The organism is Bradyrhizobium sp. B120 (assembly GCF_049075665.1).
In the GTDB taxonomy this organism is placed as follows: Bacteria; Pseudomonadota; Alphaproteobacteria; order Rhizobiales; family Xanthobacteraceae; genus Bradyrhizobium.
Genome location: NZ_CP185242.1, coordinates 2,715,332 through 2,733,259 on the forward strand (window position 1 = coordinate 2,715,332; position 17,928 = coordinate 2,733,259).

At 65.5% G+C, this 17,928-nt stretch carries 16 protein-coding genes; 8 read left to right on the forward strand and 8 right to left on the reverse strand.

Going from position 1 to position 17,928, the window contains the following annotated elements:
• Positions 1 to 50 precede the first annotated feature (50 nt).
• The 4 genes from ACOIX3_RS12405 (at position 51) to ACOIX3_RS12420 (ending at position 4,024) form a co-directional block, all read left to right on the forward strand.
• Positions 51 to 1,133 (forward strand): zinc-binding dehydrogenase, encoded by a 1,083-nt coding sequence (locus ACOIX3_RS12405; protein ID WP_420970104.1) that lies wholly within the window; start codon positions 51 to 53, stop codon positions 1,131 to 1,133.
• 78 nt (positions 1,134 to 1,211) lie between these two features.
• A complete protein-coding gene (locus tag ACOIX3_RS12410; protein WP_420970105.1) occupies positions 1,212 to 1,970 on the forward strand; it encodes an SDR family NAD(P)-dependent oxidoreductase in 759 nt (252 codons plus the stop codon).
• Positions 1,971 to 1,974: 4 nt separating this feature from the next.
• Positions 1,975 to 3,234, forward strand: coding sequence for an NAD(P)/FAD-dependent oxidoreductase (locus ACOIX3_RS12415; RefSeq protein WP_420970106.1), 1,260 nt, complete (start codon positions 1,975 to 1,977; stop codon positions 3,232 to 3,234).
• 121 nt (positions 3,235 to 3,355) lie between these two features.
• Entirely contained in the window at positions 3,356 to 4,024 is a 669-nt protein-coding gene (locus ACOIX3_RS12420) for an amino acid ABC transporter permease (protein ID WP_097670409.1), read from the forward strand.
• 128 nt (positions 4,025 to 4,152) lie between these two features.
• Here the strand turns inward: ACOIX3_RS12420 and ACOIX3_RS12425 are convergent, their stop codons facing one another.
• Positions 4,153 to 5,031, reverse strand: coding sequence for a transporter substrate-binding domain-containing protein (locus ACOIX3_RS12425; RefSeq protein ID WP_420970107.1), 879 nt, complete (start codon positions 5,029 to 5,031; stop codon positions 4,153 to 4,155).
• A gap of 275 nt (positions 5,032 to 5,306) precedes the next feature.
• Positions 5,307 to 6,254, reverse strand: coding sequence for a polyphosphate kinase 2 (ppk2, locus tag ACOIX3_RS12430; protein ID WP_420970108.1), 948 nt, complete (start codon positions 6,252 to 6,254; stop codon positions 5,307 to 5,309).
• Positions 6,255 to 6,401: 147 nt separating this feature from the next.
• Between ppk2 and ACOIX3_RS12435 the strand changes: the two genes are divergently transcribed.
• Entirely contained in the window at positions 6,402 to 7,574 is a 1,173-nt protein-coding gene (locus ACOIX3_RS12435; RefSeq protein WP_420970109.1) for a fumarylacetoacetate hydrolase family protein, read from the forward strand.
• A gap of 244 nt (positions 7,575 to 7,818) precedes the next feature.
• Here ACOIX3_RS12435 and ACOIX3_RS12440 read toward each other — a convergent pair whose 3' ends face one another.
• From ACOIX3_RS12440 to ACOIX3_RS12455, 4 genes are all read right to left on the reverse strand, one after another.
• A complete protein-coding gene (locus tag ACOIX3_RS12440) occupies positions 7,819 to 8,106 on the reverse strand; it encodes a hypothetical protein (protein WP_420970110.1) in 288 nt (95 codons plus the stop codon).
• Positions 8,107 to 8,318: 212 nt separating this feature from the next.
• Positions 8,319 to 9,488, reverse strand: a complete 1,170-nt coding sequence (locus ACOIX3_RS12445; RefSeq protein ID WP_420970112.1) for a Spy/CpxP family protein refolding chaperone — start codon at positions 9,486 to 9,488, stop codon at positions 8,319 to 8,321.
• A gap of 65 nt (positions 9,489 to 9,553) precedes the next feature.
• Positions 9,554 to 9,853, reverse strand: coding sequence for a hypothetical protein (locus ACOIX3_RS12450; RefSeq protein WP_420970113.1), 300 nt, complete (start codon positions 9,851 to 9,853; stop codon positions 9,554 to 9,556).
• Positions 9,854 to 10,471: 618 nt separating this feature from the next.
• Positions 10,472 to 10,933 (reverse strand): Lrp/AsnC family transcriptional regulator, encoded by a 462-nt coding sequence (locus ACOIX3_RS12455; protein WP_024579268.1) that lies wholly within the window; start codon positions 10,931 to 10,933, stop codon positions 10,472 to 10,474.
• Positions 10,934 to 11,076: 143 nt separating this feature from the next.
• Here ACOIX3_RS12455 and ACOIX3_RS12460 point away from each other — a divergent pair, with 143 nt between their 5' ends.
• Positions 11,077 to 13,443, forward strand: a complete 2,367-nt coding sequence (locus ACOIX3_RS12460; protein ID WP_420970115.1) for a transketolase — start codon at positions 11,077 to 11,079, stop codon at positions 13,441 to 13,443.
• A 345-nt stretch (positions 13,444 to 13,788) separates the two neighbouring features.
• Entirely contained in the window at positions 13,789 to 15,222 is a 1,434-nt protein-coding gene (locus ACOIX3_RS12465) for an aldehyde dehydrogenase family protein (protein WP_420970116.1), read from the forward strand.
• Positions 15,223 to 15,433: 211 nt separating this feature from the next.
• On the opposite strand, the gene ACOIX3_RS12470 is transcribed toward ACOIX3_RS12465, so the two are convergent.
• A complete protein-coding gene (locus tag ACOIX3_RS12470) occupies positions 15,434 to 16,396 on the reverse strand; it encodes an SMP-30/gluconolactonase/LRE family protein (RefSeq protein WP_420970117.1) in 963 nt (320 codons plus the stop codon).
• 113 nt (positions 16,397 to 16,509) lie between these two features.
• Between ACOIX3_RS12470 and ACOIX3_RS12475 the strand changes: the two genes are divergently transcribed.
• Positions 16,510 to 17,331, forward strand: coding sequence for an NAD-dependent epimerase/dehydratase family protein (locus tag ACOIX3_RS12475; RefSeq protein ID WP_420970118.1), 822 nt, complete (start codon positions 16,510 to 16,512; stop codon positions 17,329 to 17,331).
• Here ACOIX3_RS12475 and ACOIX3_RS12480 read toward each other — a convergent pair whose 3' ends face one another.
• Positions 17,332 to 17,901, reverse strand: a complete 570-nt coding sequence (locus ACOIX3_RS12480) for an invasion associated locus B family protein (RefSeq protein WP_420970119.1) — start codon at positions 17,899 to 17,901, stop codon at positions 17,332 to 17,334.
• Positions 17,902 to 17,928: the final 27 nt, after the last annotated feature.

Below are 17,928 nucleotides of genomic sequence, written 5' to 3' on the forward strand. Positions count from 1 at the left end.
GACGAAATACGCATCAAAATGAGTGGGACGAAACCCACGCGGGAGGAAACATGCGCGCAGCGATCTTCAGAAACGGCGAGATTGTCGTCGACCAGATGCCGGAACCGAAACCGGGCGCCGGCCAGGTGCTGGTCAAATCGCTCGCCTGCGGCATCTGCGGTTCCGATCTGCACGCACGCAAGCATGCTCACCGGATGGTGGAGCTGAGCAAGTTCCTGCCTGGCCGCACGCCGATGGATCTGTCGCGCGACGTCGTGTTCGGCCACGAGTTCTGCTGCGAGATCCTCGATTACGGCCGGGGCACCACGCGCAAGCTGAAGCCCGGCACGCGCGTCTGCTCGCTGCCGGCGCTGCTGACGCCGGAGGGCCCGAAGGGCATCGGCTATTCCAACGACTATCTCGGCGCCTATGCCGAGCAGATGCTGCTCAGCGAGCCGCTGCTGCTCGAGGTGCCGAACGGGCTCGCGGCCGAGCACGCCGCGCTCACCGAGCCGCTTGCGGTCGGCGTCCATGCGGTGGCGATGGCCAACATCAAAGGCGGCGAGGTGCCGCTGGTGATCGGTTGCGGGCCGGTCGGCCTTGCCGTGATCGCGGCGCTGAAGATCAAGGGGCTCGGCCCGATCGTTGCCGCCGACTACTCGCCGGCGCGACGGCTGCTCGCCGAGACGATGGGCGCCGATGTCGTGGTCGATCCCGCCAAGACGCAACCTTATGCGAGCTGGGCCGAGCACGCCCAGATGACCGAAGCGGAGAAAGCGGCTCGGCCGCCGCTGCAGGCGCTGCTGCCGGCACTGAAGCCGGCGCTGATCTTCGAATGCGTCGGTGTGCCCGGCGTGCTGCAGCAGGTGTTCGAAGGCGCCCCGCGCAGCGCCCGCGTCGTCGTGGTCGGCGTCTGCATGGAGACCGACAAGTCCGAGCCGATGCTCGGCATTATCAAGGAGCTCAACGTCCAGTACGTGCTCGGCTACACGCCGGAGGAATTTGCCTATTCGCTGCGTCTGATCGCGGAAGGCCAGGTCGATGCCGCCTCGCTGGTCACTGGTCGCGTCGGCATCGACGGCGTTGCGCAGGCGTTTGCCGATCTCGCCAATCCTGAGGCGCACACCAAGATCCTGGTCGAGCCGTGGCGTTGAGCTGACGGCGGCGGTTTGCATTTCGTGACGCCGAACCTATAGTTCGCCGTCTCTTATCGCACTGACAGCACGCACCTCATGCGCGTATCAATCATCACGGGAGGCGGCTCCGGCATCGGGGCTGCGGTTGCACGCCGGCTCGCCGGCCCCGATCAGGGGCTGATGCTGCATGGCCAGGGCGCCGAGGCCAGCGGGCTCGCGCGGCTGAATTCGGTGGCGGAGGAATGCCGCAGCAAGGGGACGAAGGTCGCGGTCTCTACCGGCGATCTCGCTATGGCCGGCGCGGGCGCGTCGCTGGTCGAGGCCGCGCGCGCCGCATTCGGGCCGATCGACAGCATCGTTCATGCCGCGGGCTTTGCCGACCGCCGCGAGTTCGCCAGCCTACCGCGCGCAGCGCTGGAGCGCGCCTTCGCCGTGATGGCAGCGGCATTTCATGAAATCGCGGCGGCCGCGCTGCCCGACCTCGCGCGCAGCGCACGGAGTCGCGTCGTCGCAGTCTCCAGTTTCGGGCCGCATCGTTTCGTGCCCGGCGCGACCTATCCGGGATCGGCGGCCGCCAAGGCTGCGCTCGAGGTGTTGGTGAAGTCGCTCGCAATCGAGCTCGCCGCATCAGGCGCCACCTCCAACGCCGTGATGCCCGGCTACACGCGCAAGGATCCCGGCCTGTTCGGCGCGCTGGATTCCTCGACCTGGGAGCGGGTGGCGAAGGCCAATCCGATGCAGCGGCTGGCCGAGCCCGACGAGGTCGCCGCGGTCGTCGCCTTCCTGCTATCGCCGGAAGCGGGCCACATCACCGGCGCCACGCTGCCGGTCGATGGCGGCCTGACCTTGATGTGACGGCATGAGCGAGGGTGCGACAGCGCAGCAGGCTGACGTCGTCGTGCTCGGCGCCGGCATGGTCGGGGTCTCGGCCGGCCTCGCCGCACGGCAGCGCGGGCTCTCCGTCGTCATCGTCGACCGCCGCGAGCCGGGCAGCGAGACCTCCTACGGCAATGCCGGCATCATCTCGTCGGGCTCGATCCTGCCGCTCAACACGCCACAGCTTTTGAAGAACCTGCCGAAATATCTGACCAACACGCATCCGGCGCTGCGCTGGAATCTTCCGTGGGTGCTCGCCAACGCCGGCTGGGTGATCCGCTTCCTCGCCGCCGCGACACCGTCGCAGACCAGGCCGCGCGCCGCGGCGCTGCACGGCCTGATCGGGACGTCGTTGACACTGCATCGCGACTGGATCGTGCAGGCGGGCGCCGGCCATCGCATCCGTGAAACCGGCTGGCTCAAGGCCTGGCGCGGCGACGGGCTCGCGACCGCCAAGGCCGAGCAGGCGGCGCTCGCCGAATTCGGCATCAGAAGCGAGGTGCTCGATCGCCAGGCGATCTCCGCACTCGAGCCCAACATCATCCCTGCCTACAGCGTTGGCCTGCTGCACAGCCAGACGGCATCGGTCGATTCACCCGGCGCGGTGGTGAAGGCCTATGCACAGATGCTCGCTGCCAGCGGCGGCACGGTGCGGCGATCCGAGATCCGGCGGATCGCGCAACAAGACGACGGCTGGCGCGTGCAGCTGGCCGACGGCGAGATCGCCGCGCGCCATGTCGTGGTCGCGCTCGGCCCATGGTCGGCCGAGCTGTTGCGGCCGCTCGGCTATCGCGTGCCGCTCGCGTTCGAGCGCGGCTATCACCAGCATTTCGTGCCGAACCCGGCACGCAAATTACTGCGGCCGATCCATGATGCGGAGGGTGCATTTCTGATGACGCCGATGGAGCAGGGCGTTCGCGTCACCAGCGGCGTCGAGCTCACCGCGCGCGACGCGCCGTCGAACTATGCGCAGCTCGAGGCGGTGGTGCCGATGGCGCGCAGCGTGGTCGAATTCGGCGATGCAGTCGGCGAGCGCTGGCGCGGCGCGCGGCCGACGCTGCCCGACAGCCTGCCGATGATCGGCGAAGCGCCGAGGCATCGCGGCCTCTGGCTCGCCTTCGGCAACCAGCATATCGGCTTCACCACCGGTCCCGGAACGGGCGCCGCGGTCGCGGCGATGATCGCAGGCTCTGCGCCGCCGTTCGACGTGAAGGCCTTCTCGCCGGGCCGGTATATCGCGTGACTCGCGCGAGGCCGCCTGCGATGCTGGGAACGCAAGGCGGCACGCAAAGCGTTTTTGAGCGAAGTGGGCACCGGTTCGCGTGAAGAAAACGCGTCAAAACTAGAGGCAACCGAGGGGCAGGATGAACTACGTCTGGGATTTCGGGATCCTCGCCAAGTACAGCCATCTGTTCTGGCTCGGGCTCGGCTGGACCATGGCCTACACGATCGGCACCATCATCCTCGGCACCTTGATCGGCCTGATCGTCGGCATGCTGCGGCTGCGGCGGATTCCCGTGATCGACTGGCTGCTGATCGCCTATATCGAGCTGTTCCGCTGCACGCCGCTGCTGGTGCAGATCATCTGGTTCTACTACGCGTTTCCGGTCGTGATCGGCGTCAACATCCCGGCGCATGTCGCAGCCGTCAGCGTGCTGTCGCTCTATGGCGGCGCGTTCTACGCCGAGATCGTGCGCGGCTCGATCGAGAGCGTGCCGGTCGGGCAGTGGGACGCCGCGAAGGCGCTCGGCTTCCGCGGCTGGCGCCTGATGCGGCTCGTGATCCTGCCGCAGGCGCTGAAGCCGATGATGGCGCCCTATGTCAACCAGTCGGTGACGCAGCTGAAGAACACCTCGCTGGTCTCGATCATCGCGGTGCCCGATCTCGTCTACAACGCCACCCTGATCAACGCCGACACCTATCGGCCGCTCGAGGTCTACACCATCGTCGCGCTGATCTATTTTGCGATCCTGTTTCCCTCGACGCTGGTGGCGCGCCGGCTGGAGCGCGGGCTGACCTACGACAAGGTGTGAGGTCTTGCACAGTCGTCATGGCCGGGCTTGACCCGGCCATCCACGTCTTTCTTGTTTGTGGAAACGAAGACGTGGATGCCCGGGTCAAGCCCGGGCATGACGAGTTGATGGAGGCGGAGCTTCGCCCCTCAGATATTCAGCTCCACCGGCACGTCCTCGGCCTTCACGCCGGCGAGGCTGAGGCCCTTGACGAACCATTCGCGCATCTGGCCGATGCCGCGGTTGTAGTCGACCCACACCGATAGGAAATCGCGCCAGCGCTTGTCCTGCTCGCGCCGCACCGCCATGCCGCTCGCGATCGTCACCGAGGGCGAGGTCAGGATCTTGTAGGTGCCGAGGTTCGGGTTTTTGGCGATCGCGGTCAGCCCGAGCACCAACGCGTTGACCACGCAATCGACGCGGCCCGACGACATTTCCAGCATCACCTCGTCGCGCGACTTCAGCGACTTGATGGTGGCGTTCGGCGCAAAGCGCCGGGCCACCGCCTCGTTGGCCGAGCCGACGTCGACCGCGATCTTGACCTCGGGCTTGTTGATGTCGGCCCAGGTCTTGGCCTCCAGCCCCTTCTTCAGCATCGCGCCGAACGGATGCGGGAAGACCAGGTTGGTGAAATCCACCACCAGCGCCCGCTGCGGCGTCGGGTTGAGCGCAAAGCCGAGGTCGATCTTGTTGGCCTGCAGATCGAGGATTGAATTGCCATAGGTCGACTCGACATATTCGAGCTTGACGTCGAGCAGCTTGGCAAGGTCGTTCGCCATCTCGATCGAGAAGCCGGACCAGGTGCCGGTGGCGAGATCCTTGTTGAAATAGGGCAGCTCGCCCGGCAGCACCGCGATCCGCAGCACCTTGTTGGCCCTGATCCGGTCGAGCGTGTTGTCGGCCTGGGTCTGCGCCGCGGCCGGGGTTGCCATGGCGGCCGCGAGCGCCGCGCCGCCGCCGATCCCGAGCGCATAGCGCAGCGCGTCGCGGCGATCTTCGGAAATTGCGATGTCGTCGGATTGAGTCAAGCGGGCCTCCCTGCACCAGATCGGGGAAGCCTAGCGTCGGTATCCGGTGCCAGCAAGTGCGCGCGCCTGCACCATTGGTAGGCGAGGGGTGGGGGAGATGCCTAGCTTTTCACCTCGCCCCGCTCTTTGCGGGGAGAGGTCGGATCGCATCGCAAGATGCGATCCGGGTGAGGGGCAGGGCACGCTGCTCAACAAGCTGCGAAGTGCTCGCCGGATGGCAGCCCCTCACCCTAACCCTCTCCCCGTAAGAACGGGGAGAGGGGAAACGACGAGCATCAATACGTTCCCGGCACGTACATCTCCGGCGGGATCGGGCCGCGGTGATAGTCGGGGTTGCGCACCCGCGGCGGCAGCACCACCGGTTGGTGCGTGACCTGCTGATAGGGGATCTGGGTCAACAGGTGCGAGATGCAGTTGAGCCGGGCGCGCTTCTTGTCGACGGCATCGACGATCCACCACGGCGAGTCCTGCAGGTGCGTGCGCTCCAGCATCGTTTCCTTGGCCTTGGTGTAGAGCTCCCAGCGGGTCCGCGCCTCGACATCCATCGGGCTCAGCTTCCACTGCTTCAACGGATCGTGGATCCGCATCGAGAAGCGGAACGCCTGTTCCTCGTCGGTGATCGAGAACCAGTATTTCAGCAGGATGATGCCGGAGCGGATCAGCATGCGCTCGAATTCCGGCACCGATCTGAAGAACTCCTCATACTGCTCGTCGTTGCAGAATCCCATCACCTTCTCGACGCCGGCGCGGTTGTACCAGCTGCGGTCGAACAGCACGATCTCGCCGCCGGCCGGCAAATGCGAGACGTAGCGCTGGAAATACCATTGCGTGCGTTCGCGCTCGTTCGGCGCCGGCAGCGCCGCGACACGGCAGATGCGCGGGTTGAGCCGCTGGGTGATGCGCTTGATGACGCCGCCCTTGCCGGCGGAATCGCGGCCCTCGAACAGCACCACGACCTTCTTCTTCTCGTGCTGCACCCAGTCCTGCAGCTTGACCAGCTCGCCCTGCAACCGCAGCAATTCGCGGAAGTAGACCTTGCGATCGATCGACGGGCTTCCGGCGGCCCCGTCGTGCTCGAACTCGTCGAGCCTCACGTCGTCGAGCTCGAGCTCGAGTTCCTCGTCGAGGCTGTCGGCCATCTCCTGGTGGATGCGGGCGCGCAAGGCTTCGTCGCGCAAGGCTTCATCACGGGCGGCTTCGTCGGTGAGGTCGGAGGCGGTCATGAAGGTCCGTCTTTCGGTGTGCTAGATCGATCGGCGGGAGCATTGACGGGCGATGTTACCCCTCTATGACATTGGCATGACCGCTGTTTCACGCTAGCGCGCGGACTGTGCTAACAAGCGATGACAAGATCAAAAAAGGAGACGCCGATGATTTCGCTCACGCCACAAGACGTCCTGCCCGAGGACGGCACCGCCGGCACGCTGGTCGGACGGGTCTGGCTGCCGCAGGCGGGCGGACCCGCCGTGGTCGCGGTGCGAGGCGACGGCGTGTTCGACGTCACCGCGCGCTTCCCCACCGTGAGCGCGCTGTGCGACGAAGCCGATCCTGCGGCCGCGTTGCGTGCCACGCACGGCGAGCGGATCGGCGATTTCGAGGCGATCCTCGCCAACACGCCGCCCGATGGCCGCGACGCGACAAGACCGCATCTGCTCGCGCCGATCGACCTGCAAGTGCTGAAAGCCGCCGGCGTCACTTTTGCGATCTCGATGCTGGAGCGCGTCATCGAGGAGCGGGCGCGCGGCAATCCGTCGTCGGCGGAGGCGATCCGCAAGGAGGTGGTACGCCTGGTCGGTGATGATCTTTCCAAGCTGAAGCCGGGCTCCGAGCAGGCGATGCGGTTGAAGCAGGTGCTGATCGACCAGAACGCCTGGAGCCAGTATCTGGAGGTCGGCATCGGCCCTGATGCCGAAGTGTTCACCAAGGCGCCGACGCTGTCGTCGGTCGGCACCGGGATGGATGCCGGGCTGCATCCGAAATCCACCTGGAATAATCCGGAGCCGGAGGTCGTGCTTGTCGTCTCCGGCGCCGGCAAGATCGTCGGCGCCGCGCTCGGCAACGACGTCAACCTGCGCGATTTCGAGGGCCGCTCGGCGCTCTTGCTGTCGAAGGCCAAGGATAACAACGCCTCCTGCGCGATCGGCCCGCTGCTCCGGCTGTTCGACGGGACCTTCTCGCTCGACGACGTCAGGAAGATGGATGTCGGCCTCACCGTGAAGGGCGCCGACGGCTTCGTGCTCGAGGGCCATTCCTCGATCTCCAAGATCAGCCGCGACCCGACTGATCTGGTCGCCCAGACCATCGGGCCCGTGCATCAATATCCCGACGGCTTTGCGCTGTTCCTCGGCACGATGTTCGCGCCGGTCAAGGACCGCGACGCCAAGGGCGAAGGTTTTACTCACAAGCGCGACGACATCGTCACCATCGACGCACCCCAGCTCGGCAAGCTCGTCAACCGCATGCGGGGCAGCGACGAATGCGAGCCCTGGACCTTCGGCGTTGGCGCGCTGATGAAGAACCTCGCGCAGCGCAAGGTGCTGTGAGGGATCTGCATCCATCGTGAGGTGAGCACGCTGGTCAGGCTCCCTCCCCCCTTGCGGGGGAGGGTGGGGAGAGGGGTAAGCCCCGGGCGAGATGATGAGTGTGTCGTTTCGTAATGTCGACCGCGTGTCGTTGCCAAACGCATTTTGAAAGAGCACGTCGTGTGGCACCCCTCTCCCAGCCCTCCCCCGCAAGGGGGGAGGGAACCCTTCCGCCGGTGCTCGCCTCACATCATCGCTGCAGCGCTCACAGATGACTCGCGGTCACGCTGCCGAGCGGACCGAAATCGGCAACGTACGTATCTGCAACAAGATGGCGCGGACCGAGCCGCCACTGATTGCTGCGCATTGTGTGACGACGTGCTATCGTCTGCTTCAGCTGCCCTGTGTTGTCGAACATGTTCAGAAACCTGCGCGGCAGATCAATCGCGGGCTGCAACTTGAGGGCGCGCGGATGCATGAAATTCGGAGCGACCGCTTGTCGCGCCCTTGTGTGATCCAGTTCATCTTCGTTCGCGCTGTTCCGCTTCAGCATACTGGCTCGACGCGAACAGAAGGAGTCGCGGACATGAGCGAGCAGCCATCGAATGGAATGCCCGATTGGCTCACGACCGACATGCTGGTGATCGCCGTTGCGCTGGCCATCATCGTGGTTGGCGTGTGGATCGCGCCGTAGCCTCCGGCCGGTTGCCCCGCCGAGGTACCGCGGGATGCGTCACCGCCATATGCGCGAGGCGATGGCGAGCCTTAAAAGCCGATCATCCGGAAGATCATGCCGCCGACATTCGGACCATGATGGTGATGGCGGCGATGACGGCTTCGCGGCGGTTCGTCACCGCCTGCGGCGGCCATCGCGCTCCTGCCGCCGTCCCGCTCGGGGCCAACAGCGTCGAACGCGGCCTTCTGCTCGTCGCTGAGCGCGCTGTAGAAGCTGTCCAGCGCCGGACGCACGGTGCCGATCGCCTGCAGCATGGAATCCAGTCTGGCTTGGACCGCAGCAAGGCGTGCCGGCGGCGTGCGCGCATCGGTGGGCGGACAGGACGATTTCAATGTGTCCTCGGCCTTTGTTGCGGCGTCCCGCAAGGCGTCGAGGCTCGCCCGCTGTGCATCGGTTGGCTTGACGCTGCGTTCGATGATGTCGCCAGGCCATGCGATGGCGGCGGGCTGCGCCGCATTGCAGTTGCCGTTGTCCGCCGTCGCCTCATGCTGGCCGCGGTGCTGATCTGCCACCAGCGCGGTCACCTTCGCTTTCTGATCGTCGCTGAGCAGCCCATAGAACTTCTCCAGCGCCGGCTGAAGAATCCCGACTGCGTCGCGCATGGCCTGAAGGCGCTGCTGCATCGCGGCGAGGCGGCTCGGCGCCGTCAGCGGCACGTCCTTGGGGCATGAATTGAGAATGGTCGCGGACGCCTTTTGCGATGCGCTGGCGAGGTCGTCGAGCGCGGTGCTCTGCTCCGCATTGGGCTGGATGGCGCTGCGGAATTGCTCGATCGGGAAGCCCGCGATATCGCTTCTGTCGCTGCCGCACATGTCGGCAAGGGTTGTGGTCTGACCGGTGGCGCGTGATCGACCCGTGGCCGGCGGCCGGGGACCGGCGTAGCCGGGCAGGTAATAGGCATAGCCGCTCAAGGCATCGTAGTCATAGGGAGCGAACAGGCCGGCATACAGATCGCCATAGCCGTAATCCCAGAAGTACGGGTCGTAGCCCCCGCCCCACCAGGCGTAGTCATAAAGATCGTAATAGGCATAGGGCCAGAAGATCGGGCCGACCCAGCCATAGCCGCCATTCGGATGGCGCCACCACCCAGCGCCACCCATGGCGGCTCCGGCGGCCGCCGTCGTGATCGCGGCGCGCGTCATCGGATTGCGCAAGCCGCCAGGCTGGCGCAGGGCGGTGCTGATCTGGCGTGAGGCCAACGCGTGCCCCACGGCGCTCGCATTGTGCCGCATCGCAGCGGGTGAGGCGGCACGTTGGCCGGCAGCTACGTTCGGCGCGGTGCGCGCAGCGTGAGCGGCTGGACGGAATTGGGAATGACGCGCAGCGGAGCCGCCGCTGAGCCTCGTGCCTCCTCTTGCAGCGGGATGAATGGTGTGAAAGCCGCCGCCACGAGCGCCGCTGGCGTGAAATCCGCCGCCGTGGAAACCACCACCGTGGAAGCCGCCACCGTGGAAGCCGCCTCCGCCACCCCCATGAAACCCACCCCCGCCACCATGAAAGCCGCCACCGCCGTGACCTCCACCGCCATGTCCGCCGCCGCCATGACCTCCGCCGCCGCGAGCATCGGCGCTGCCTGCGAACAGCGCGGTCGATGCCGCGACTGCGAGGATCGCGGCGAACGTCAACACGGTGCATCTGTTGCGGGCAGCCCTCAGCATCTGTTCTCACCCCTTCGGATACTCAGTGATACCTGACATCAACATCGAAGGCCGCCGCCGGGTTCCCGCGACGATCCGGTCGCGGCGATCTAATTTGCCGGATGGAACCTGGGGCGAGGGCAACATCCGGCTTGGTTCACCGCGGCCGAGGTGCCAATCACTGAGTTGCCCGGCGTGCGGGTGCGCAACTGCGTCCCCATCCACATCTGTCATCGCCCGGCTTGAACACTTGACCGGGCGATCCAGTACGCCGCGGCCTCTCGGCTCATGCACCGCTGTCTCTGGAATACTGGATCACCCGCATGCGCGGGTGATGACACCGAACGAGCTGTTTGACAGGTTGGATCGAGAACCATCCTCATCGTCGTCCTGGCGAAAGCCAGGACCCATTACCCCAAATGAGAATTGTTGCACGATGCTGGTGCCGCGATCCCATCCATCACCAAATGCGGTGGTTATCGGTCCTGACTTTCGCCAGGACGACATCGTGGTGTTGGCACAGGTGGAGTTATCAACCAGCGCCCTCACACCGGCAGCGCGGTCGAATACTTCACCTGGCTCAGCGCAAAGCTCGACTCGATCGAGGCGATGCCGTCGAGCCGGGTCAACTTGTTCTTCAGGAACGCTTCATAGGAGGAGAGGTCGGCGGCGACGACGCGCAAGAGATAGTCGCGGTTGCCGGTCATCAAATAGCACTCGAGCACCTCGTCCCATTTCGAGATCGCGCGCGCGAAGCGGTTGAGGTCTTCCTCCTTCTGGCGCGCCAGCTTGATCGAGATGAAGACAGAGACATGCAGCCCGAGCGATTTCTGGTCGACGGTTGCGATGTAGCGAGAGATCACGCCGCGCTCCTCGAGCAGCTTGACCCGGCGGTGGCAGGGCGACACCGACAGCCCGACCTTGTCGGCGAGCTCCTGCATGGTCATGCGGCTGTCGGTCTGGAGCAGACTCAGGATCTTGCGGTCGATGGCGTCGAGGGCAGGCATTGGGATGAACTCGCAGATGAGGGCCGGATCGTGGGAATTTATCCCAATTTTTCCTGTGCTGTCGCGTGGAATTGAGATTTTCGGCGGCCCCCGCAGCAGTAACATCCGGCATATTCGCCCGGAGCATTGCCAGGAACATTGACATGGGAATCGCGCCTGAACGCCTCGACATGCTCGCAGCCCTCGCCCGCAAGGTGCTGTGGCTGTCGTCGTGGACCATCCATCACGCCAACCATGTGCGGCCCTCCACTGACGGGCTGAAAGTCGGCGGCCATCAGGCCTCGTCGGCCTCGCTCGCCAACATCATGTCAGCGCTGTATTTCTCGGTGCTGCGGCCGCAGGACCGCGTCGCGGTGAAGCCGCATGCGAGCCCGGTGTTCCACGCGATCCAGTATCTGTTCGGCCACCAGACCCGCGACAAGCTGGAGAATTTCCGCGGCTACAAGGGCGCGCAGTCCTATCCGTCGCGCACCAAGGACGTCGACGACGTCGACTTCTCCACCGGCTCGGTCGGTCTCGGCGTGGCGCAGACGCTGTTCGCCTCGCTGGTGCAGGACTACGTCAAGGCGCACGGCTGGCTGAAGGACCGGCCCGAAGGGCGCATGATCGCGCTGGTCGGCGACGCCGAGATGGACGAAGGCAACATCTTCGAGGCGCTGCTGGAGGGCTGGAAGCACGGCCTGCGCAACACCTGGTGGGTGGTCGACTACAACAGGCAGTCGCTCGACGCCGTGGTGCGCGAGGGGCTGTGGGCCAAGTTCGAGACCATGTTCCGCAATTTTGGCTGGGACGTGGTGATCGTGAAGTACGGCAAGCTGATGCTGGAGGCGTTTGCCGAGCCCGGCGGCGAGGCGCTGCGGCGCTGGATCGACAATTGCCCGAACCAGATGTACGCGGCGCTCTGCTTCCAGGGCGGCGCGGCGTTCCGCAAGCATCTGCGCGACGATATCGGCGACCAGGGCGACGTGTCGGCGCTGATTGATCGCCGCAGCGACGACGAACTGCTGGCACTGATGTCGAACCTCGGCGGCCACGACATGGCGAGCATGATCGAGGCCTTCGAGGCGATCGACCATGATCGTCCGGTCTGCTTCATCGCCTACACCATCAAGGGCGTCGGCCTGCCGATGCAGGGCCACAAGGACAACCACGCCGGTCTGATGACGGTGGCGCAGATGGAGAAGTGGCGCGCCGCGCAGAACATCCGCATCGGCCACGAGTGGGACAAGTTCGAGGGCCTGTCGCAAGAGCCCGCCAAGCTCGAGGCATTCCTGGCCGAAGCGCCGTTCAACCGCGAAGGACGCCGCCGGCTCTCGGCGCCGGAAATCGACGTGCCGGAGCGGCTGGCCTTCAAGGCCTCGGCGCAGATGTCGACGCAGCAGGGTTTTGGCCTGGTGCTGCATGAGCTCGCGCGCGGCGACAGCGAGCTTGCGTCGCGCATCGTCACCGTTTCGCCCGACGTCACGGTGTCGACCAATCTCGGCGCCTGGGTCAACCGCCGCGGCCTGTTCGCAAAGGCGGAAAACCACGACCTGTTCCGGCAGGAGAAGATCCCGTCAGCCTACACCTGGGAATACTCGCCGAAGGGCCAGCACCTCGAGCTCGGCATTGCCGAGATGAACCTGTTCATCATGCTCTCGGCGCTCGGCCTGTCGCAGCAGATCAACGGCGCGCGGCTGCTGCCGGTCGGCACGCTGTACGATCCGTTCATCGAGCGCGGCCTCGATGCTTTGAACTACGCCTGCTACCAGGACGCCCGCTTCATGGTGGCGGCGACGCCGTCCGGCATCTCGCTGGCGCCGGAAGGCGGCGCGCATCAATCGATCAAGACGCCGCTGATCGGGATCGGGCAGGACGGGCTTGCCTCGTTCGATCCGGCCTTCGTCGATGAACTTGCCGTGATCATGGGTTGGGGCTTCGGCCATATGCAGCGCGAGGGCGCCGAGGGTGGTTCGGTTTACTTGCGACTCTCGACCCGGACGCTGGAGCAACCGCAGCGGATCATGACACCGGACCTGCAGCGCGACATCACCGATGGCGCCTACTGGATGCGCAAGCCGGGCCCGAACTGCGACATCGTTGTTGCGTATACCGGCACCGTCGCGCCGGAGGCGATCGAGGCGGTCGGCCTGATCGGCGAGAGCCACCGCGATGTTGGTCTCCTGGCGGTAACCTCGGCCGACCGGCTCTATGCGGGTTGGTCCGCCGCGCGGAATTTGCGTCGCGACCGCCGTGGCATGCAGCATTTGAGCCATATCGAGCGCATGCTGGCGCCGCTCGGCCGCGACTGCGGTATCGTGACCGTGATCGACGGCCATCCGGCCTCGCTCGGCTGGCTCGGCAGCGTGCGCGGCCACCGCCTCGAGGCGCTCGGTGTCGAGCATTTCGGCCAGACCGGGACGATCGGAGACCTTTACCGGCACTATGGCATCGACGCCAATGCCATCATCGACGCGGCGGAAAGCGTGTCGGTCGGCGCCCCGGTGCGGCATCGCAAGATGGCGGTGTGACAATTGCTTTCACCCTCCCCTGGAGGGGGAGGGTCGTTGCGCATGAAGCGCAGCGCAATGCGCAACGGGGTGGGGTGATCTCTCCACGCGGGGAATGCTGGATGAGGAGAGACCGTCACCCCACCCCGCTTCGCCTCTCGCTTCGCGCGATGCGAAGCGACCCTCCCCCTCCAGGGGAGGGTGACGCATGCCTTGCCACCGGTGCGGCAGCAACATTATATGCCGTGGGCGTGCACGAGCCGCGCCCCGCATATGGCGGGTTCAATTCGCCCTGCTTTCGTGCAAGGATGCCTGCCGAACGCTTTCCGTTCCCCTTATCCATACGCCCCCTACAAGAGGTTTCCGATGGTCAATCGCATGCAATTCTACATCGATGGCGCCTGGGTCGATCCGGTCGTCAAAGGCAAGTCCACCCCCGTCGTCAATCCGGCGACCGAAGAAGCGATGTATGAGATTGCGCTCGGCTCCAAGGCCGATGTCGACAAGGCAGTCGCCGCAGCCAAGCGCGCGTTCGAGACCTATTCCCGGACCAGCCGCGAGGAGCGCATCGCGCTGCTCACCAAGGTCGTCGAGGTCTACAAGGGCCGCATGAAGGAGATCGGCGCGGCCGTCTCCGACGAGATGGGCGCCCCGCTGCCGATGGCCGAGAAGCTGCAAGCCGGCGCCGGCCTTGGCCATCTCATGAATACCCTCGAAGTGCTCAAGAAGTACGAGTTCGAGGAGACCATGGGCACTGCCGTCATCGTGCGCGAGCCGGTCGGCGTCGTCGGCATGATCACACCCTGGAACTGGCCGCTCAACCAGATCGCCTGCAAGGTCGCGCCCGCGCTCGCCGCCGGCTGCACCATGATCCTGAAGCCGTCGGAGTTCACCCCGACCTCGGCGCTGATCTTCGCGGAAATCCTCCATGAAGCCGGCGTGCCGAAGGGCGTGTTCAACCTCCTCAACGGCCTCGGCCCGGAGGTGGGTGCGGCGATGAGCGAGCATCCGGACATCGACATGATCTCGTTCACCGGCTCGACCCGCGCCGGCGTCGACGTCGCCAAGCGTGCCGCGCCGACCGTGAAGCGCGTCAGCCAGGAACTGGGCGGCAAGTCGCCGAACGTGATCCTCGAGGGTGCCGACCTCGCCAAGGCGGTGACCGGCGGCGTGATGCACATGTTCAACAACTCGGGTCAGTCCTGCAACGCACCGTCGCGCATGATCGTGCCGCTCTCCAAGATGAAGGAAGTGGCCGCGATCGCGAAGGGCGTCGCCGACAAGACCAAGGCCGGCGATCCGCGTGCCGATGGCACCACGATCGGCCCCGTGGTCAACCGCGGCCAGTGGGACAAGATCCAGGCACTGATCCAGAAGGGCATCGACGAGGGCGCAACACTCGTCGCCGGTGGCCCGGGCCTGCCCGAGGGCGTCAACAAGGGCTTCTATGTCCGTCCGACCATCTTCGCCGACGTCACCAACGATATGACGATCGCCCGCGAGGAAATCTTCGGGCCGGTGCTGACCATCCTCGGCGCCAAGGACGAAGCCGAGGCGGTGAAGATCGCCAACGACACGCCCTATGGTCTCGCCGGTTACGTCTCGGCCGACAGCGTGGAAACCGCGCGCCGCGTCGGCCGCCAGATCCGCGCCGGCAACGTCAACCTGCAGGGCGTGCCGAACGAGCGCTCCGCGCCGTTCGGTGGCTACAAGCAGTCCGGCAACGGCCGCGAGTGGGGCCGTTACGGTCTGGAAGAGTATCTCGAGGCCAAGGCAGTCGCCGGCTACAACGCCGCGTAAGCCGAGCCAAGAGAGACAACATTTTGGCGCCGGGGCGGATCACCGCTCCGGCGTCAGACGTTTTGGAGGTGTAACTTTTGATCGTCGTCCCGGCGAAGGCCGGGACCCATTACCACTGGACTTCGTTTTGCGAAGATTGCGGCCCGAGCTTGCTCAACCAAATGCATCGGTGGTTATGGGTCCCGGCTTTCGCCGGGACGACTAAAGAAAACTAACCCCCGAGCGCGCCCTGGGTGTTGACGTAGAGCGCATAGATCGACTGGCTCGCCGCCATGACCAGGCGGTTGCGCTTCACGCCGCCGAAGCAGAGATTGGCGCAGCGCTCCGGCAGCGCGATGCGGCCGATCATGACGCCGTCGGGCGCGAACACCACGACGCCGTCGAGCTCGGGATCGCCCATGCCCCAGCCGCACCACAGATTGCCGTCGATGTCGCAGCGCATGCCGTCGGGCGTGCCGGGACCGGCATCGATGAACACGCGCTTGTTCGAGATTGTCCTGCCGTCGGCGGAGACGTCATAGGCCAGGATCTTGCGGTTCGGCTCGCCGCGGGATTCCACGACGTAGAGGATCTTCTCGTCCGGCGAGAAGCACAGCCCGTTCGGGCCGAGCACGCCCTCGGCGACGATGCTGGCCTTGCCGGTCTCGGGATCGAGCCGGTAGACGTTGGGCTCGATCTCCGGATCGGCCTTGTAGCCCTCGTAATTGCCGAGCAGGCCGAAGATCGGATCGGTGAACCAGATCGCGCCGTCGGATTTCACCACGACGTCGTTCGGCGAGTTGAGCCGCTTGCCGCCGAAGGAATCGATCAGCACCGTGATCGATCCGTCATACTCGGTACGCACCACGCGGCGGCCGCCATGCTCGCAGGTGATCAGCCGGCCCTGGCGGTCGCGGGTGTTGCCGTTGGCGAAGTTCGACGGCTTGCGGAAGATGCTGACCGCGCCGGTCTCTTCCTCCCATTTGAGGATGCGCTGGTTCGGGATATCGCTGCACAACAGATAGCGGCCGTCGCCGAACCACACCGGGCCTTCGGCCCAGCGCAGGCCAGTGGCGATGCGCTCAACGGCGGAGAGTTTTAGCCAGTATTTCTCGAAGCGCGGGTCGAGCGCGTGGATCGCGGGATCGGGATAACAGGTCGCGGGACGCCAGCCGGCGGAATGAACATCGGACATTTGCTGTTCTCGTTGTTGTGTTTCGATGGTGTTTCCTTGAGCGCATGGTTTGCTATCATTGTCGGCCTGCGACCGCAATTCGGCTGCAGCAAACAGGAAAGACGAGGGACGGCATGCCACGCATATTGATGACCGGCGCATCGGGTGGAATCGGCACCAACCTGCGCAAGCTGCTGCCGCCGATCTATCCGGATCTCCTGCTGAGCGACATCAAGCCGCCCTCCGATCTCGGCAGCAACGAACAATTCAAGGCGGCCGATCTCGCCGACCTCGCAGAGGTCGAGGCGATCTGCGAGGGCGTCGACGGCATCCTGCATTTCGGCGGCTATTCGGTCGAGGGTTCCTGGGATGCGATCCTGCAGGCCAACATCATCGGCGGCTACAATCTGTTCGAGGCGGCGCGCAAGCAGGGCGTCAAGCGCGTGATCTTCGCCTCATCCAATCACGCAGTCGGCTTCTACCCGCGCCATCACCGCATCGGCACCGACGTCACCGCGCGGCCGGACAGTCGTTACGGGGTGAGCAAGGTGTTCGGCGAGGGCGTCGGCGCGCTCTATGCCGACAAGCACGGCATCAAGGTGACCTGCATCCGGATCGGCAATTTCGGCGAGGCGCCGCTCGATCACCGCAGGCTCTCGATCTGGCTCAAGCCCGAGGATCTGGTTCAGCTCTGCCGCATCGGGCTCGAACATCCCGATATCCATTTCGAGCTGCTGTACGGCGCGTCCTACAACGAGCGCTCGTGGTGGGACAATCACCGTGCCTACGATCTCGGCTATCGTCCGACGGGTCGCGGCGAAGACTTCCGAGAGCATGCGATGGCCGAGCAGGCCAAGCTGCCGCCGGATCCCGTTGGTGATTATTACCAGGGCGGCACGTTCTGCAGCATGGAGTTCGACGGCGACAAAACGAGGGTGATCGACTGGAAGAAGTGATCAGTCGTCGCACTGCGGCAGCTGCTTCACGGCCTCGGTGTGCTGGCGCTGCGGCTCATTCGAGCCTTGCCCGGATGCCTTGGGTGCGCTGCCGGGCCCGTCATAGGCCTGGGAGAAGTGGGCGAGCGGGAAGGTGAGGCTGAATTTCTGTCCGGTCAGGTTCTTCGCTTCCACCACGATCGCTTGCGCGTGCTTCAGCCGTTCGATCAGCTCGCCATTGGCCTCCAGCGTACCGCCGCAGCCGAGCGTGTAGCAGTGCGTCCTGGCGACCTGCACCGGCTCGTCCTGATCGATGCGCAGGCTGATCGTGCCTTCCAGCATGGTCCGTGTTCCGACATTGGCGGTGAGCAGCGCGTGCGTGCTGGTCTGTGGCGAGACGCTGATGGAGCCGCCCGACGGTGCGCACTGGCCGCGCGCGGCGGCGGCGACGAAGCAGCTCGCCTCGGTCATGCAGGTCTTGGTCCAGGGCTCATAGGTGAGTTCGGTTGCGCGCGGGTCGGCCGCGTCGGCAATTCCGCCCAGTGCGAGCTGCACGGCGATCGATCCCATCAACAAAGCCACATAGCGCATCGCCGTCTCCTGCACGAGGAGGCCGCG

What these genes read in the sequence shown, in the direction of transcription:
- ACOIX3_RS12405 (WP_420970104.1), top strand. Translation starts at nt 51, where the DNA reads ATGCGCGCAGCGATCTTCAGAAACGGCGAGATTGTCGTCGACCAGATG.
- ACOIX3_RS12410 (WP_420970105.1), top strand. Translation starts at nt 1,212, where the DNA reads ATGCGCGTATCAATCATCACGGGAGGCGGCTCCGGCATCGGGGCTGCG.
- ACOIX3_RS12415 (WP_420970106.1), top strand. Translation starts at nt 1,975, where the DNA reads ATGAGCGAGGGTGCGACAGCGCAGCAGGCTGACGTCGTCGTGCTCGGC.
- ACOIX3_RS12420 (WP_097670409.1), top strand. Translation starts at nt 3,356, where the DNA reads ATGAACTACGTCTGGGATTTCGGGATCCTCGCCAAGTACAGCCATCTG.
- ppk2 (WP_420970108.1), bottom strand. Translation starts at nt 6,254, where the DNA reads ATGACCGCCTCCGACCTCACCGACGAAGCCGCCCGTGATGAAGCCTTG.
- ACOIX3_RS12435 (WP_420970109.1), top strand. Translation starts at nt 6,402, where the DNA reads ATGATTTCGCTCACGCCACAAGACGTCCTGCCCGAGGACGGCACCGCC.
- ACOIX3_RS12440 (WP_420970110.1), bottom strand. Translation starts at nt 8,106, where the DNA reads ATGCTGAAGCGGAACAGCGCGAACGAAGATGAACTGGATCACACAAGG.
- ACOIX3_RS12450 (WP_420970113.1), bottom strand. Translation starts at nt 9,853, where the DNA reads ATGCTCGCGGCGGCGGAGGTCATGGCGGCGGCGGACATGGCGGTGGAG.
- ACOIX3_RS12455 (WP_024579268.1), bottom strand. Translation starts at nt 10,933, where the DNA reads ATGCCTGCCCTCGACGCCATCGACCGCAAGATCCTGAGTCTGCTCCAG.
- ACOIX3_RS12460 (WP_420970115.1), top strand. Translation starts at nt 11,077, where the DNA reads ATGGGAATCGCGCCTGAACGCCTCGACATGCTCGCAGCCCTCGCCCGC.
- ACOIX3_RS12465 (WP_420970116.1), top strand. Translation starts at nt 13,789, where the DNA reads ATGGTCAATCGCATGCAATTCTACATCGATGGCGCCTGGGTCGATCCG.
- ACOIX3_RS12470 (WP_420970117.1), bottom strand. Translation starts at nt 16,396, where the DNA reads ATGTCCGATGTTCATTCCGCCGGCTGGCGTCCCGCGACCTGTTATCCC.
- ACOIX3_RS12475 (WP_420970118.1), top strand. Translation starts at nt 16,510, where the DNA reads ATGCCACGCATATTGATGACCGGCGCATCGGGTGGAATCGGCACCAAC.
- ACOIX3_RS12480 (WP_420970119.1), bottom strand. Translation starts at nt 17,901, where the DNA reads ATGCGCTATGTGGCTTTGTTGATGGGATCGATCGCCGTGCAGCTCGCA.